Origin of the sequence: Thalassospira sp., from assembly GCF_030690045.1 — a bacterium.
Taxonomy (GTDB): Bacteria; Pseudomonadota; Alphaproteobacteria; order Rhodospirillales; family Thalassospiraceae; genus Thalassospira.
Genome location: NZ_JAUYHK010000011.1, coordinates 752,477 through 767,464 on the forward strand (window position 1 = coordinate 752,477; position 14,988 = coordinate 767,464).

A 14,988-nucleotide genomic window follows, 5' to 3' on the forward strand; every position below is an offset into this window, starting at 1 on the left:
GAATTACCAAGCCTGCTGTGTCGGCAAAACAAAAATCTCGGCCACATTCACATGAGCCGGTGCCTGCAATGCAAATAACACCGTGTCGGCAATGTCGTCAGCCTTCAGGAACGTCATCTGTTCTTTCAGGCCTTCCATCTGGCTGGCATAATTTTCGTCGGTGATCTGCTCGAACAATTCAGTCTCAACAGCACCGGGCTGGATGCAGGTTACACGGATATTGTGCTTTGGTGCCAATTCCAACCGCAAGCCTTCAGAAAAAGCAGTCATTGCATGTTTGGTTGCACAATAAACACTTAATCCCGGAAACACTTTCCGCCCGGCAATAGAAGACGTCGTGACGATATGCCCGGACGACTGGGCAATCATATAAGGCAGTACCGCCGCCGTTGTATTCAGAACGCCTTTGATATTGACATCAACCATACGGTGCCATTCGGCCGTTTTCAGCGTTTCGACATCCGAAATTGGCATCAGTCCGGCATTATTAAAAACAATGTCAACGGCACCAAACGCCTCCACCAAACCTTTGACACCAGCCTCAACTGATGCTTCGCTGACAACATCCATTTCAATGGCAATCGCCTCGCCACCGGCACGGCGAATTTCCTGTTCAATTTCGACCAGCCGGTCCACGCGGCGGGCCGCAAGGCCAACACGGAAACCATTTGCGGCAAGCTTGACTGCTGTCGCTTTTCCGATACCGCTGGACGCACCGGTAACAAGGGCAACTTTGGATTTAAGACTCATAACTCTGTTTCCTTTCGGGATCATACAGTGCCTGACTGGCTTAATTCGCCAATTGCGCTGTATTTCTGAACAACCCGAACTTAGGGGAAACCGCCCACACCTTCTCTCGCCCGTTTGCGCAGACTATCGGGATTTTGCTTTTTTATTGGCCGCGCATGGCTTAACCGCGATAATCAGACGGAGAAACACCTACTTCACGCCGGAAAATATGGGCAAAATGGCTGGGACTTGAATAACCGACTTCAAGGCCGACATTGATGATGGGCATATTTGTTTCACGCAACAATTGCCGCGCCCGCGCCATGCGCAATCCGATAAAATACTTCGACGGAGCAACCCCGGTTGATTTTTTGAACAATCGGCTAAAATGCGCCCGGCTCATATCCAAACATTTTGCCAGATCATCCAGACAGAAATCCTGCTCCAGACTTGTTTCCATATAACGACAGGCTTGCCGTAACCGGAATACAGGTAAAGCGTTCCGCTTTGGAACCGGTTCTGCCTCAATATCGGCATAGCGACGGATCAAATGCACAGCAACCCCCTGCGCAAGACCGCGTATCAACTGATCACTTGGATTATCTGTATTGGCCACCTCCATGCGTATCAGGTCCAGAAATCCACTCAATACAGGATCACCAATCCCTGATATCTCTCGCAGGCGGAAATCTTTGGCATTTCCGTTGCCCTGTTCCCGAAAGGCCGCATCAAAAACCGGCAATCCGATATACAAATGCATAACGTCGAACGGCTCGCCCGTTGAAACATTCCAGCGCATTTCATAAGGCGTATCGGTTGTTGTCAGAAAAAAATCCCCGGTCGATATCTCGTAACTTTGCCACACTCCGTCAATATCGCGCTCTTCCACCACACCGCTTCCCGATACGACCCAGACCAGCATCGGTTCTGCAACGGCAGGAACAATCACACTGTCTTCCATAGGATAGCGTCTGAACACCTGAACCAGAACATCCTTCCATGCCCGCTGGTGTTTCCCTGCGATCAGATTTCCCCGGATATGATGTTCAAGATTATCTGCCGAGGTACGCTCGATGATCGGTTCTCCCACAATCTCCACCTAACTGCCTTTATGCTTCAGAAACCGCGCCAACCCGTCCATCGCCTGATGGATGCGGTCTTCGGATACCGCATAACAGGCGCGAATATACCCGGCCCCTTCCGGCCCGAATGCCTCGCCGGGGGCAAGTCCAATGCCTTCGGATACCAAAAGTTCCTTGGCAAAGGATACGGTATCATCCACCCCATCAACCCGGAAAAAGGCATAAAACGCGCCATCGCCCCCCGGCAAATGGATGCGGTTCATATCGCGCAACCGGTCCATAAGGGCGGCCCGCGCCCGGCTGTAACGCTGTCGCGACGAGGCGACAAAGCTCTCGCCATCGCGCAAGGCAACGATCCCGGCTTTCTGGATGAACCCCGCCGGGCAGGACACATTGAATTCCATCAGTTTTTCAATCTCGCCGCCGATACTGGCCGGGGCAGTGATCCAGCCCAGCCGCCAGCCGGTCATCGCCCAGCTTTTTGAAAAACTGTTGATCACCATGATCCGGGCATCTTCATGGATGAAAGGCACAAAGGACGGGGCGGCATCCTGCCCGTTATAAATCAGCCTTGCATACACCTCGTCCGCAATCAGCCAGATCCCGCGTTCCGCCGCAAAATCCACCAGCTTTTTCTGATCGTCAGGCGGCATCACCCAGCCGGTTGGATTATTGGGTGAATTGATCAGGATCGCCTTGGTATCCGGCGCACAGGCCGCCTTGAATGCGTCGATATCCAGATGCCATCCCCGGCCCCCGGCACGCAATGGCACGCTTGTCACCTGTGCGCCCAAAACCTGTGGTATTGCCACAATATTGGGCCAGATCGGGGCCGTCGTCACCATGCGGTCGCCTGCCTTTAAAACCGCCTGCAAGGCAATCATGATGGCATTCAGGCCCGATACGGTGACGGTCATGTTATCGCCCGTCAATGCCGTGCCATATAACCCATTGCCATAAACCGCCAGCGCATCGCGCAAGGGTCCGATGCCGCGATTGGGTTGATAAAATGTATCGCCCGCCTCAAGGGCGACCATCGCCGCCTTGCGAATGAAATCCGGGGTGGGCTGATCCGGTTCGCCAAACCATAACGGCACAATACCGTCACGCCCCATGCCCAGATGGGCAATTTCGCGGATCAATGACGCACCAATCGCCCGCACATCGGAACGAATCCCCTGCAACGCCCCGGAATTTTCGGAAATATCATGTGGTGTCATATCAGCAGCACCCCGGAAAAATCATTTCCCCAGCCAAGCCGAATTTCGCCGTTCCGTCAATCGCGCTTGCGTGATTTTGTGTGATCGCGTCTTGTGGCTATAGTCCGCACAGATTTTAGGAAACCGGAAACCCGATGTTTGATTCCCGCCTGCGCCCGATCATTGATATCCCGCTGAATGCCGTTGCCCGCCGTCTGTCGGGAACCGGCATCACCCCCAATATGGTCACACTGGCAGGGTTTGTTCTGGGCCTGATGGCGGCCTTCGCCCTGTCAATCCGGATGGATCAGACCGCCCTTGTCCTGATCATCCTCAGCCGCATCATGGACGGGCTGGATGGCGCGATTGCCCGCCATACCGTGCCCCGGTCCCGCCATCCCAAGGCAAAATCACAGGAAAGCGATATTGGCGGCTATTACGATATCGTCGCCGATTTCATCTTTTATTCCGGCATGGTTCTGGCCTTTGCCATTGGCCGCCCCGAACATGCCCTGATGGCGGCTTTTCTGATTTTCTGTTTTGTCGGCACCGGGGCCAGTTTTCTGGCCTATGCCATTGTCGCGGCCAAACACGGCATCAACCACGACAAACAGGGCCAAAAAAGTTTCTATTACCTGACCGGCATTACCGAAGGCAGCGAAACCATCGCGGTTCTGATCGCCTTTTGCCTGTTCCCGGGCTGGTTTCCCCAGATTGCCGGGGTTTATGGGGCACTGTGCCTGATCACTACTTTTGGCCGGGTCTTGCAGGCCCGGCGCGATTTTGGCTGAGAATCACAAAAGCCGCCGCAAATGCGACGGCCCTTGTCGGCAAATCTTGCATCCGGCCCGGATCAGTGATCGGATTCAGAAACGAAATTATCGCCTAGCCCCGTATCATATTCCATACCCTCGCGGGTCAGAACGATGCTGGCGGGGAAACCTTCGCGGGCCAGTCCCTTGCGGGCCAGAACAACCCACACCGCCGGATTGGCAAAGCCGCTGGCATCACGGGCGGCAACCACAAACTGCCCGACATGCACATGATCGCCATGGGCATGAGGAATACGCAACAGGGTGGCATCGCCGGTTTCGGTGTCAATACTGCCCGAATTCGGGTCTTTGGCGATGATCTGGGCAAGCACCAGCGTGCGCAATTGCAAGGCGTTGAGTTTCAGCGGATTGGCTTTTGTGACCGGCATCGGTGTGTCCCTGGAATGGAATGATTTCTGCGCCCACTTAGCCGCAAACGCCCCGATCATTCAAGCGGATATTTGAATATCCATCAGCAACCGGCGCAATTTCCGGTCCCGTTTCAGATGCCATTCGCGGCTCATCGCCTCGCCGAATGTCCGGAAACGCTCGACATAAACCACTTCCCACTGCCGCCCCCGGGTTGATTTTGCCCCCTTGCCACTGTTATGCGCCCTCAATCGCGCCGCCACATCGGTGGACCAGCCGACATAGCTGCGCGGCCGGGCACTGCCTAGCTCGCGCAACACATAAACAAAGGTGGCATCCGCCATCGGCAATCAACCCATGGTCGAATTAAATGCCCCGCCATCCAGCAGAACATTCTGCCCGATCATGAATTTGGCGTGCTCGCTGCACATAAAGGCGCAGGTTGCACCAAAATCCAGGGCATTGCCAAAACGCCCGGCCGGGATGGCGGCCTGCGCCCGTTGGCGGGCTTCGTCAAGGGTACAGTTTTCCGTCTCGGCCTTTTTGGTCATAAGGGCCGCGATACGATCCGTATCATGCTGTCCGGGCAACAGATTGTTCATGATCACCCCATCCTTTGCAACCTGCCGGGCCGTCCCGGCAACAAACCCGGTCAAACCGGCCCGCGCCGCATTCGACAGCCCCAGAAACGGGATCGGCGATTTGACGGAACCGGATGTGATATTGACGATCCGCCCCCATTTGCGTGAAATCATACCCGGCAAAACCGCCGTGGTCAGCAGGATCGGCGTCAACATGTTGGATTGAACGGCGGCTTCCCATTCCTTCTGACCCCAGTCGGACCACAGGCCGGGCGGCGGGCCACCGGCATTATTGACCAGAATATCCGCATCCGGTTCCGCGGCCAGAATTTTGGTGCGGCCTTCTTCGGTGGTGATGTCGCATGCCACCGTCGTCACCCGCACACCAAAACTATCGCGGATATATTGCGCGGTTTCTTCCAGCGGCCCGGCACTCCGCGCATTCAGCGTCAGATCAACACCGGCCTCGGCCAGACGAATGGCACAACCGCGCCCCAACCCCTTGGAAGACGCACAGACGATGGCTTTTTTGCCCTTGATTCCCAAATCCACGGATATGACTCCTGCTATTTTCGCATCATGATTGATAATGCGAAAATAGCGTCATTCCCCCGGCAGGGTCAAACCGCAAACACCGCGTCATAGGCCGCAACATATTCGGCAGCCTTTTGCGCCACCATTGCGGCATCCATGCCCGGTTTGTAAATCCCCGACCCAAGGCCAAAGCCATCGCACCCGGCCTTGGCATAAGTCGCAAAATCATCCGGGCCGACACCGCCCACCGCATAAACCGGCATTTCTTTTGGCAAAACGGCCCGGATGGCCGAAATGCCCGATGCCCCGATCACGCTGGCCGGAAAGATTTTAAGCCCGTCCGCCCCGGCCTTGATCGCGGCAAAACATTCGGTCGGTGTCAACACGCCGGGCCACGATCCCATGCCGCATTTTTTGGTTTCGGCAATTACCGCCGGGTCGCAATTGGGTGATACCACAAACTGTCCGCCGGCCTGTTTGACCGCCGCAACATCTTCAAGGCTCAGGACCGTACCGGCACCAATCTCGCCACGGGTGCCCACCGCCTGTTTCATGGCGGCAATGCTGCGCAACGGTTCAGGGGAATTCAGCGGCACCTCGATCATGGTGATCCCGGCATCGACCAGAACCCCGGCCAGCATGGCAGCTTCGTCGGGTTGCACGCCGCGCAGGATGGCAATCAGTTTGCGATGTTTCATCACGCTTTCCTTAAAAATCCGGCGACAGCGATGCCGCCAACACCGTATATGCCCGGCACAATCCGCCCAGCGTCGCCGTTTCGGCATTAATCAGACGCGCACTGTGCCCGTGACAGGCAAGGGCGGTTTCATAAAGGACCGCCAGTTTGCCATCGCCAATAAGGGCAATCGCCGAACCGGGCGTCAGACGCGGCACCATATCGGCGATTTCCACCCCGATCACATACCCCGATAACGTTGCCGGGCCACCGGGCAACGTCGCGTTCCCCACCAGACCGGCGGCACGGATACCAAACAAACGATGCAAAAAATCACCCGGCTGACCGGCGGCCTTCAGGATCGCATCGCGAAAGAAATCATCGTTCCAGTCATCGGCCATCGAATGGCGCAAAATCGAATTTTGCGCCAATAACCCATAAACCTCGCCGCTCATATAGGTGCGAAAAGACAGGATCGCACCATTCTGCACCCGCGCCCATTTGCTATGCGTGCCGGGCAGACAAACCCAGCCGTCATAATCGGGCATATCGGCCATAAACCCGACCAGTTGGGTTTCCTCGCCGCGCATCACGTCGGGATCTTCGACCTGTTTTGCACCCGGCAAAATAAACACTGACAACCTGGCATGATCAACAGGGGGCGACACCGCCCCGGCGGCCAGTTCATCGGGCCGCACCGGCACCGTGCAATAGGGGGCCTCGCGCCATCCCTGTTTCGCCCCGGCCATGCCGCAAATCACCACCGGGATTTTGGCGTTACTCTTGGGCAACCAGCCGGACACAAGTTCGGTCAGAACCGCCTCGAATCCGCCATCGCTGATCTTGTTCAAACCCTGACCGGATTCCCGCCGGTCCAGCACCGCATTATTTTGATCCATCGCCCACAGACGCAGATTGGAGGTTCCCCAATCCACCGCGATCCAGCATATCTTGTCCGGCTGATCCACCTTGCCCCCAGATGCATTTTAATCTTGATATCCTCATACGATTAATTGCCCGATGGGTCCAGCCGTGACAAGGCCTGCACGCAAAAAAGACCCCGGCACAGAAACCGGTGCCGGGACGAAATTCAGGGGTGCACCGCGTCAACCGCTCCGTGCCAGTTTTTCCAGAGCAGGACGATCCAGAATTTCCAGATTGCGGCCCTTGCCAATGAAATTCATGTTTTCAAGTTTGCGCAAGGACCGGGAAAAGGTTTCGGCGGTCATGCCGATGCGGCTGGCGATCTGGCGTTTTTCCGGATAATCGATGTCCTGCCCGTCATTTTCGGCGTTTTCGCGTTGCCGGTCTTCAAAATCAAGCAGGAAAAACGCAATGCGTTGCAACGGATTGGCATGGCGCAAACGATAAATTTCGCGCATCAGGAACCGTTCCCATTCCAATAATCCCGATAAAACATCGCCCGCCACTTCGGGGGCGGTACGCAACACTTCCAGATAGGATTCGCGGGGAATCGTGGCGATTTCGCTGTCATGTACCACTTCACAATTCACCGGATAAGGCCGCCCGGCAAGGGACACGGCCTCGGCAAAGGCACCGGGGCTGGCCAGAAAATGCATAACGGTTTCCACACCTTGCGCCGATGTCCGAACCAGCCTTAACTGCCCCGACAACATGACATAAAAATGATCGGCAATGTCTTCGGCGCGAAACAGGTGGGTGCCGCGTTCGTGAAATTCCACCCGGCATCCCCGTACCAGACGGCCAAACCGATCTTCGCCCAGTGCCGCCAAAAGCGGCACCTCGGCCAAAATCGCCCGGTCGTCATCAGACAGCGGTCTTGAACGCATTTTCGCCCCCTTCTTCCGTGTCGCCGTCCGACAGACCGCACCACGCCGCAAGCGCTTCGGGGTCTTCGATCCGCATCACCCGGCCATTGGCAATCTGCGACACACCGATTTCCGACAGTTTTTTCAAGGCCCGCGACAATGTTTCGGCCTTCATGCCCAGTTTCCGCGCCAAAACACCCTTTTCAATCGTCAACGGTGTTTCATAGGCCCCGTCCACCGGCACGGCATCGGCCAGCACATAAATCCCCAGACGTTGCGCCGCCGACAGGCATTTCAGTTCCTCAGCCTGCCGCAACAGGCGGCACAAACGTTCGGTCAGGGCCGACATCATGGTCAGGGCACGGTCAAAATGTTCGGCCAGAAAAGCCGAAAAGCCCTGCCCGTCAATCTCAATCACCGTGGTCCGTTCAAGGGTCCGCACGGTCACCGCATAACAACCATCCTGTGCCAGCGCACATTCCCCCACCAGTTGCCCGTTTTCCAAAAGATCAATCACCCCACCGGCCCCGTCACCATCGGCATAGGACAGTTCGACATGACCATTGACGATCAGATAAAGGCTGGACGCCTTCTCGCCCGCGTCAATCAGGATGGTGTCGGCCTCAATCCGCCGCCATTTGCACAGGGTGGCAAGGGTGATGATGTCTTCTTGCGGCCAGGCACAAAAATAACTGGAAAATCGCAAGGCGTTGCAAATTCTGTCGGTATCGTCACTGATCATGGTCATGGTGCTGTCCGTTTCCGCCAGTGGAGTTATTGTGGAATCATTCTTGCGCTTGTTGGAATGACTCTAACCCCGATATGGCCCCCCCTGCCTTGTGATGGATCAATTTGCGAATACAGCATTTCCTGATCCTTCCTGCGCATCAAAAATCCCGCGCCTCTTTTCGGCGCGGGAAAATCCGGTGTCGGACGATGGCAAATTCAGGATTCAAATCGCGGAAACAACACATTGTTTTCAAGATGAATATGCGCCACCAGATCCTCAACCAGCTTTGACGTGCCAAGATAAAGGGCACGCCACGATCCACATGCACCATCCGGCAAGGTGAAATTATGGGTCGCGGCCTCGATCCGGTGCAAATGTTCGCCGTGGTCGCTATGTTCATGGCGCATTTGGGCAATCGGCCCTTCCAGCGTCATCACCTTTTCCTGCATGGCGGGGAACAAAATCATTTCTTCCTTGCACATATGCGCATCAAGGTCCTGCGCCATCTCATCCAGAATATCGGCCAGACCGTGCGGTGCGTCCGGATGATCGCCATGCACCGCCTCGACTTTGCGCGCCAGCAGGATCAGTTCGGGCAATTCATGGCGATGGGTTTCGTGATAGCGCGATAAAATAAACGAAATCAGCCCGTTCACATCATCCGCCGCAGGCAGGGCAACACTGTCAAGTTCCAGTTCCGCCAGATCGCGTGTGATGGCATCAATATCTGCCCCGCGCTTGGCCGCCGCCTCGGCCAGTGGTGTATTGCCATTACAACAAAAATTGACCCGGTATTTACGCAAAACCCTTGTCGCACCGGGGATGGACATGGCCAGTTCGCCCACCAGCCGATCGGCAAAAACCGCATGGCCCTGCGGTGTGTCTTGTGTGGTCATTTAACGCTCCGTCGCGAAATTGGTGATGCTGTATCCTGACAGCATCACCCGGCAACGAGATTGACCACCGTCAAGTTTCAGATACCCCGACCATTCGCAATCACATCCAGCACGACCAGCGCCCCGTGATTCCGGATCACAATACCGGCAATCGCATGGGCCTTTCGGGCGGCATCGGTTGCGGCGTCAATATCCGCATCCCCCGTCAGACGCGCTGCCAGCCACGCCCCGTTAAATGCATCCCCCGCCCCGGTGGCGTCCACCACATGGGAAACCGCATCGCCCGGCACGGCATGAACGGCATCCCCGACCCGGATCAGGCAGGGACGCGGACCATCCTTGACGATCACTTCCGCCGCCCCGGCATCATGATACCGTGCCGCCGTATCGGTCGGGGCCAAATCGCCAAACAGGGTGGCCTCGTCATCAAAACTGGGGAAAATATAATCGGCATGACGTGCTGCCATCATCAGGGCATCGAGACAGATTTCCGGGCTTTCCCACAAAACCGGGCGAATATTGGGATCAAAGGCAATCTTTGCCCCGCCTGCCCGTTGTTGCGCCAAAAGATCCAGCAACACACCGCGTTTTTCCGGCGTCAGAATGGCAAGGGTGATGCCGGAAAAATAAAGGACATCCGCCCCGTCGCATCCGGCGGTCAGGGCCGGAAGATCATCCACCATCCGCCGTGCCGCCGAATTTTCCCGCCAATAGGTAAACACCCGATCCCCGTTTTTTTGCGAAATCAGATAAAGCCCCGGCCTTGCCCCCGCCATGCGCTGGATATGGTCTGTCCGGATCCCCGCCCCCCGGATGAAGGCTGCCATCTCATTGGAATGAGCATCATCGCCAAGGGCGGTGACATAGGAAACCTGCCAGTCCGCAGACGGCAACAAGGCCCGCGCATACCATGCGGTATTCAGCGTATCGCCCGCAAACCCGGCCTTCCACATCGCGCCATCGCCTGCCGACATTTCGATCATGCATTCGCCAATGGCAACAAAGCGTTTTGCGGCCATCACGATATACCCTGATCCGCAACCCCGGTTTCGGCCAACACAACCGCCCTTGCCCCCGATGACAGGATCAGGTGCAAACGCCGGGTCACCGCCTGTTGCCAGATTGTGGAAGCCAAAAGTTCGCCCGGAAACAGGCCCGGCAGGCGCGATAAATGATCATACAGGCTTCCGGCATCCGATGCCGTCGATGCGGCATCGAAAATATCGTGCGCCCGTGGATCGGAAATACCGGCAAGTCCTTCCTGATCAGACAGCATTTTCATCGCCGCCATCCATGCCGCCACCGCCAGGGCAAAACTGCCAATCGGTTTGCCATCACGCAGCGCCTCGCAAACCGGGATCAAAATGCGTTGCGGCAGTTTTTCCGTGCCATCCATCGCAATCTGGCGGGTTTCGTGGGCAATTTCCGGGTTTTTAAAACGTTCGACCAGATCATCGCCATAAACCGCAAAATCGATCCCCGGCAATGGCTCAAGTGTTGCCGCCGCACTGGCAAGATGTTGCCTGACAAGGGCGGCAAATTGCGGATCGGCCATCACATCACGGACATAGCGATACCCGGCCAGAACCCCCAGATAGGCAATCAGCGAATGACTGCCATTCAGCATCCGCAATTTCATATGCTCATAGGGTTTGACATCCCCCACCAGCAAGGCCCCGCCAATTTCCCATGCCGGTCGGCCCAACGGAAAATGATCCTCGATCACCCATTGCGAAAACGGTTCGGTTTCCACCGCCGCAAGGTCCTCGTGCCCGGTCAGGGTCAGGACATCTGCCGCCGTTTTGGCCGTTGCCGCCGGGGTAATGCGGTCGACCATGCTGGACGGAAAGGCCCCGTTCCGGGCGATCCAGTCGGCCAGCGTCGCATCAAGCCTGCGAGCAAAATCAATCACCCCGGCCCGCAACAACACGCCGTTTTCCGGCAAATTGTCACAGGACAGCACGGTAAAGGGGTGCAACCCGGCATCCCGGCGCCTGCGCAATCCTTCGACCAGAATGCCGATCAGGCCGGATGGTTCACCCGGATGGTGCAAATCATGGGCAATCGCCGGATGGTCCGCCACAATTCCGCCGCTGGCACGATCAATGCCATAGGCCTTTTCGGTCACGGTGATGGTAACTATGCGGGTCGCTGGTGCCGCCAATGCCGCCAGAACCGGTTCAATCCCGCGTGATGCCGCCAGAACATGCGACAAGCTGCGGATTTGCTGCACCTTTGCCCCGTCCGGATAACGGACAATAACATGATAAAGACCATCCTGATCATTCAGGGCATCGGCAATATCGGTGCTGCGCAGGCTGACACCGATAATGCGCCAGTCACCGCCCTTTGCCGCCAGTGCGGCATCGGTATAAACCGCCTGATGGGCGCGGTGAAACGCCCCGATGCCGATATGCACGATCCCGGCCCGATGGCGTTTGGGGTCCCACGCGCCCGCATCTGTTGATAACAAAGCGTTGCTCATTTTCCGGTCCCGCTGGCAAATCCCTTTTGCGACAGGGCGGTCATCACCCCGCGCAGTTCTGCCAGCCCCTTAAGACGGCCAATCGCCGGATAGCCCGGCTGCCCCTTGCGGTTCAGGTCATCAAGAATATCCTGCCCGTGATCGGGGCGCATCGGGATGTTCCAGTCATCACGGCCTTGCGCCTTGCGCCGGGCTTCTTCGCGCAGGATTTTTTCGATCAGATCGACCATATCGGTATTGCCGCCCAGATGTTCGGCTTCGTGGAAACTGCAAGGCTGACCTTCGGTTTCGCGCCGGACATTGCGCAGATGAATGAAATGCACCCGGTCGCCCAGACGTTCCATCATGCCCGACAAATCATTGTCGGCCCGCACGCCCAGCGATCCGGAACATAATGTGATGCCGTTTTCCGGCAGATCGACGGCTTCCATCACCTGGCGGTAATCATCCTCGCACGACATGATGCGCGGCAGGCCCAGCAGCGGAAAGGGCGGATCATCCGGATGGCAGCACATCCGCATGCCAAGGTCGCGTGCCACCGGCACCACTTCGGCCAGAAAATCAATCAGATTGCTGCGCAGGCGTTCGGTACTGATCCCGTCATAGGATGCCAGCAAAACCCGCAAATCCTCCAGCGTCAGTTTTTCAACCGACCCCGGCAGGCCAAAGGCAACGGTCTGCGACAATTCGGTGCGCCGCGCATCGTCCATATTGGCAAAGCTGCGGGTCGCCGCCTCGATCACATCGGGAATATAACTGTCTTTGGCCCCCGGCCGTTTGAGGATGAACAGGTCAAACGCAACAAAATCAACAAGGTCAAACCGCATGCAGGTTGCGCCACTGGGCAAACGCCAGTTCAGATGCGTGCGCGTCCAGTCCAGAACCGGCATGAAATTATAACAAATGATTTTCAACCCGGCATCGGCAAGGTGACGCAGGCTTTGTTTATAGGCGGCGATATGATCGCGCCACGGGCCTTCCTGCCGTTTGATGCTTTCAGATACCGGCAAACTTTCGACGACATCCCATGCAAGCCCGGAAGGCGACCCGTCTTTCATCCTGCCAATTTCAGCCTGACGTTTGGCGATTTCGACCGGGGTCCAGACTTCGCCGCTGGCCACATGATGCAGCGCCGAAACCACCCCTTCTGCGCCTGCCTGACGAATATCGTCAATGGCAACAAGATCATTGGGGCCGAACCATCTCCAGGTTTGTTTCATCTTTAATCTCTCTGTATTGGCGTGGATGTCAGACCACAGGCTATATTCTGATCGTCACCATAGCATGGCAAAATTTGGTTGACTAGTATGGTAGTATGCATCATAGCTGAAAATGCAAGGAGATACATATGGGCGATCCGGGCGATTATAACTGGGCAATCACGCAAGAGCAGGCCATCGGCCCGCAAATCCATCGCATCATCCGCGAACGGATTGTGTGTGCCGATTTGCTGCCAGGCACGCGCCTGTCCGAGGCGGACCTTGCCCGGCAATATGACCTGAGCCGACAGCCGGTGCGCGAAGCCTTTATCAAACTGGCCGACGAAGGCCTGCTTGAAATTCGCCCGCAACGCGGCACCTATGTCCGTAAAATCTCTGTTCCCGCTGTTCTCGATGCCCGCTTTGTCCGCGAGGCGATCGAGGCCGACATTGCCCGCTTTGTCGCCACCAGCCCCGACCCGGCCATGATCGCCCGCCTGCATGAACTGATCAAATTGCAGCGCGAGGTCGCCCACGGCGAAGCCCGGTGGTTTCTGGCACTGGACCACGATTTTCATCGTTGTCTGGCCGAAGCAGCAGGCAAAACCTACGCCTGGAAGATTGTCGAAGACGTCCGCGCCCAGTTGGATCGCGTGCGTTACCTCAGTTATTTCCAGTTCTCGATGGACGATATTATCGAGCAGCATGTCAGCATCGTATCTGCCATAGAATCGCGAAATCCCGATGCCGCCAGTGCGGCGATGCGTCAGCATCTTCGTGAAATTCTGCATACCTTGCCCGACATTGCCCGCTCGCGATCCGAGCTCTTTGATAATGCGGATAGCGCATTATCGACCTGAGGCATCACACATAGGGAGGAAAATGATGCTTGCCATACAACATACCAAGAAACTTTTGATTGCTGGCGTAACGGCCATTCTGATGGGGAATTCGGCATTTGCCGCCGATGTCACCCTGAAACTCGGGCATCTTGCCAATGAACAAAACAGCTGGCACAAGGCTGCGGTCAAATTTGGCGAAGAAGTCTCGGCCCTGACCGATGGCCGCGTGGCTGTCGAAGTATTCCCCAACGAAACGCTGGGCAAGGAAATTGACCTGATCAATGGCATGCAACTGGGTTCGGTTGACATGACCATTACCGGCGAAAGCCTGCAAAACTGGGCGTCGATGGCGGCCTTGCTGGCCGTTCCCTATGCCTATACCACGCTCGAAGATATGGATGCCGTTGCCGGTGGCGAAATTGGCGACCAGATCGAACAGCAGATCATTGAAAAAGCGCAGATCCGCCCGATTGCCTATTTTGCCCGTGGTCCGCGCAACCTGACATCAAACCGCGAAATCAAAACACCCGATGATCTGAATGGTCTCAGAATGCGGGTGCCGAACGTTCCGTTGTTTGTCGATGTCTGGAAGGCCCTGGGCGCACAGCCGACCCCGATGGCGTTTTCCGAAGTATTCACATCCCTTCAGGCCGGTGCCATCGATGCACAGGAAAACCCGCTGGCCCTGATTCAGTCCGCCAGCTTCAACGAAGTACAGAAATTCGTCAACAAGACCGAACATGTCCGGTCCTGGATTTATCTGACGATTTCCGAAATCACCTGGGGCCGCTTGTCTGACGAAGACAAGGCCGCTGTTATAGAAGCCGCCAGCCGTACCCAGGCCTATGAACGCGAATTGTTCCTCGCCGATGAACAGTTGATTGCCGAAGACTTGCAGAAAAAAGGCATGACCTTTGTCGATGTCGATCAGCAGGCCTTTGCCCAAAAGGCACAGGATGGCGTGCTGGCGAATGTCTCGGATGATATTCGTCCGGTCGTCGAAAAACTTTTTGCCAAATAACACTGCAAACAGACCCGGTCGCGCAGGCGTGACCGGGTCATCC

The 14,988-nt window shown here is 56.4% G+C and carries 17 protein-coding genes; 3 read left to right on the forward strand and 14 right to left on the reverse strand.

The window, feature by feature from the left end; translation table 11 throughout:
- Positions 1 to 3 precede the first annotated feature (3 nt).
- The 3 genes from Q8O73_RS09420 to Q8O73_RS09430 form a co-directional block, all read right to left on the reverse strand.
- The gene (locus Q8O73_RS09420) at positions 4 to 750 is read right to left on the reverse strand and encodes an SDR family oxidoreductase (RefSeq protein WP_305557930.1); all 747 of its coding nucleotides are present in this window, start codon (positions 748 to 750) and stop codon (positions 4 to 6) included.
- A gap of 160 nt (positions 751 to 910) precedes the next feature.
- Entirely contained in the window at positions 911 to 1,819 is a 909-nt protein-coding gene (locus Q8O73_RS09425) for an AraC family transcriptional regulator (protein ID WP_305557863.1), read from the reverse strand.
- A 9-nt stretch (positions 1,820 to 1,828) separates the two neighbouring features.
- Positions 1,829 to 3,031 (reverse strand): pyridoxal phosphate-dependent aminotransferase, encoded by a 1,203-nt coding sequence (locus Q8O73_RS09430; protein ID WP_305557865.1) that lies wholly within the window; start codon positions 3,029 to 3,031, stop codon positions 1,829 to 1,831.
- 134 nt (positions 3,032 to 3,165) lie between these two features.
- On the opposite strand from Q8O73_RS09430, the gene Q8O73_RS09435 reads away from it, so the two are divergent.
- The gene (locus Q8O73_RS09435) at positions 3,166 to 3,801 is read left to right on the forward strand and encodes a CDP-alcohol phosphatidyltransferase family protein (protein WP_305557867.1); all 636 of its coding nucleotides are present in this window, start codon (positions 3,166 to 3,168) and stop codon (positions 3,799 to 3,801) included.
- Between the two features lie 62 nt (positions 3,802 to 3,863).
- Here Q8O73_RS09435 and Q8O73_RS09440 read toward each other — a convergent pair whose 3' ends face one another.
- From Q8O73_RS09440 to uxuA, 11 genes are all read right to left on the reverse strand, one after another.
- Positions 3,864 to 4,211 (reverse strand): hypothetical protein, encoded by a 348-nt coding sequence (locus Q8O73_RS09440; RefSeq protein WP_305557868.1) that lies wholly within the window; start codon positions 4,209 to 4,211, stop codon positions 3,864 to 3,866.
- Between the two features lie 60 nt (positions 4,212 to 4,271).
- Positions 4,272 to 4,535, reverse strand: coding sequence for a GIY-YIG nuclease family protein (locus Q8O73_RS09445; protein ID WP_305557870.1), 264 nt, complete (start codon positions 4,533 to 4,535; stop codon positions 4,272 to 4,274).
- Positions 4,536 to 4,541: 6 nt separating this feature from the next.
- Entirely contained in the window at positions 4,542 to 5,324 is a 783-nt protein-coding gene (locus Q8O73_RS09450) for an SDR family NAD(P)-dependent oxidoreductase (protein ID WP_305557871.1), read from the reverse strand.
- A 68-nt stretch (positions 5,325 to 5,392) separates the two neighbouring features.
- The gene (locus Q8O73_RS09455; RefSeq protein ID WP_305557873.1) at positions 5,393 to 6,004 is read right to left on the reverse strand and encodes a 2-dehydro-3-deoxy-6-phosphogalactonate aldolase; all 612 of its coding nucleotides are present in this window, start codon (positions 6,002 to 6,004) and stop codon (positions 5,393 to 5,395) included.
- Between the two features lie 10 nt (positions 6,005 to 6,014).
- Positions 6,015 to 6,950 carry a 2-dehydro-3-deoxygalactonokinase gene (locus Q8O73_RS09460; protein WP_305557874.1) on the reverse strand — a complete coding sequence of 312 codons (936 nt, stop codon included), beginning with the start codon at positions 6,948 to 6,950 and terminating at the stop codon, positions 6,015 to 6,017.
- Between the two features lie 138 nt (positions 6,951 to 7,088).
- Positions 7,089 to 7,793 (reverse strand): Crp/Fnr family transcriptional regulator, encoded by a 705-nt coding sequence (locus tag Q8O73_RS09465; protein WP_305557876.1) that lies wholly within the window; start codon positions 7,791 to 7,793, stop codon positions 7,089 to 7,091.
- Positions 7,771 to 8,520 (reverse strand): Crp/Fnr family transcriptional regulator, encoded by a 750-nt coding sequence (locus Q8O73_RS09470; protein WP_305557878.1) that lies wholly within the window; start codon positions 8,518 to 8,520, stop codon positions 7,771 to 7,773. Before Q8O73_RS09470 ends, Q8O73_RS09465 begins: the two co-directional genes overlap by 23 nt.
- Before the next feature lie 197 nt (positions 8,521 to 8,717).
- Positions 8,718 to 9,398 (reverse strand): iron-sulfur cluster repair protein YtfE, encoded by a 681-nt coding sequence (ytfE, locus tag Q8O73_RS09475; RefSeq protein ID WP_305557880.1) that lies wholly within the window; start codon positions 9,396 to 9,398, stop codon positions 8,718 to 8,720.
- A 77-nt stretch (positions 9,399 to 9,475) separates the two neighbouring features.
- Positions 9,476 to 10,417, reverse strand: coding sequence for a sugar kinase (locus Q8O73_RS09480; RefSeq protein WP_305557882.1), 942 nt, complete (start codon positions 10,415 to 10,417; stop codon positions 9,476 to 9,478).
- Positions 10,417 to 11,883: a mannitol dehydrogenase family protein gene (locus Q8O73_RS09485; protein ID WP_305557884.1), complete on the reverse strand. Its 1,467-nt coding sequence runs from the start codon at positions 11,881 to 11,883 to the stop codon at positions 10,417 to 10,419. The genes Q8O73_RS09480 and Q8O73_RS09485 overlap by 1 nt, the downstream gene beginning before the upstream one ends.
- Positions 11,880 to 13,103, reverse strand: coding sequence for a mannonate dehydratase (uxuA, locus tag Q8O73_RS09490; RefSeq protein WP_305557886.1), 1,224 nt, complete (start codon positions 13,101 to 13,103; stop codon positions 11,880 to 11,882). Before uxuA ends, Q8O73_RS09485 begins: the two co-directional genes overlap by 4 nt.
- A gap of 128 nt (positions 13,104 to 13,231) precedes the next feature.
- On the opposite strand from uxuA, the gene Q8O73_RS09495 reads away from it, so the two are divergent.
- On the forward strand, positions 13,232 to 13,942 hold the full coding sequence (locus tag Q8O73_RS09495) for a GntR family transcriptional regulator (RefSeq protein ID WP_305557888.1): 711 nt from the start codon (positions 13,232 to 13,234) through the stop codon (positions 13,940 to 13,942).
- Positions 13,943 to 13,964: 22 nt separating this feature from the next.
- On the forward strand, positions 13,965 to 14,945 hold the full coding sequence (locus Q8O73_RS09500) for a TRAP transporter substrate-binding protein (RefSeq protein ID WP_305557890.1): 981 nt from the start codon (positions 13,965 to 13,967) through the stop codon (positions 14,943 to 14,945).
- Positions 14,946 to 14,988: the final 43 nt, after the last annotated feature.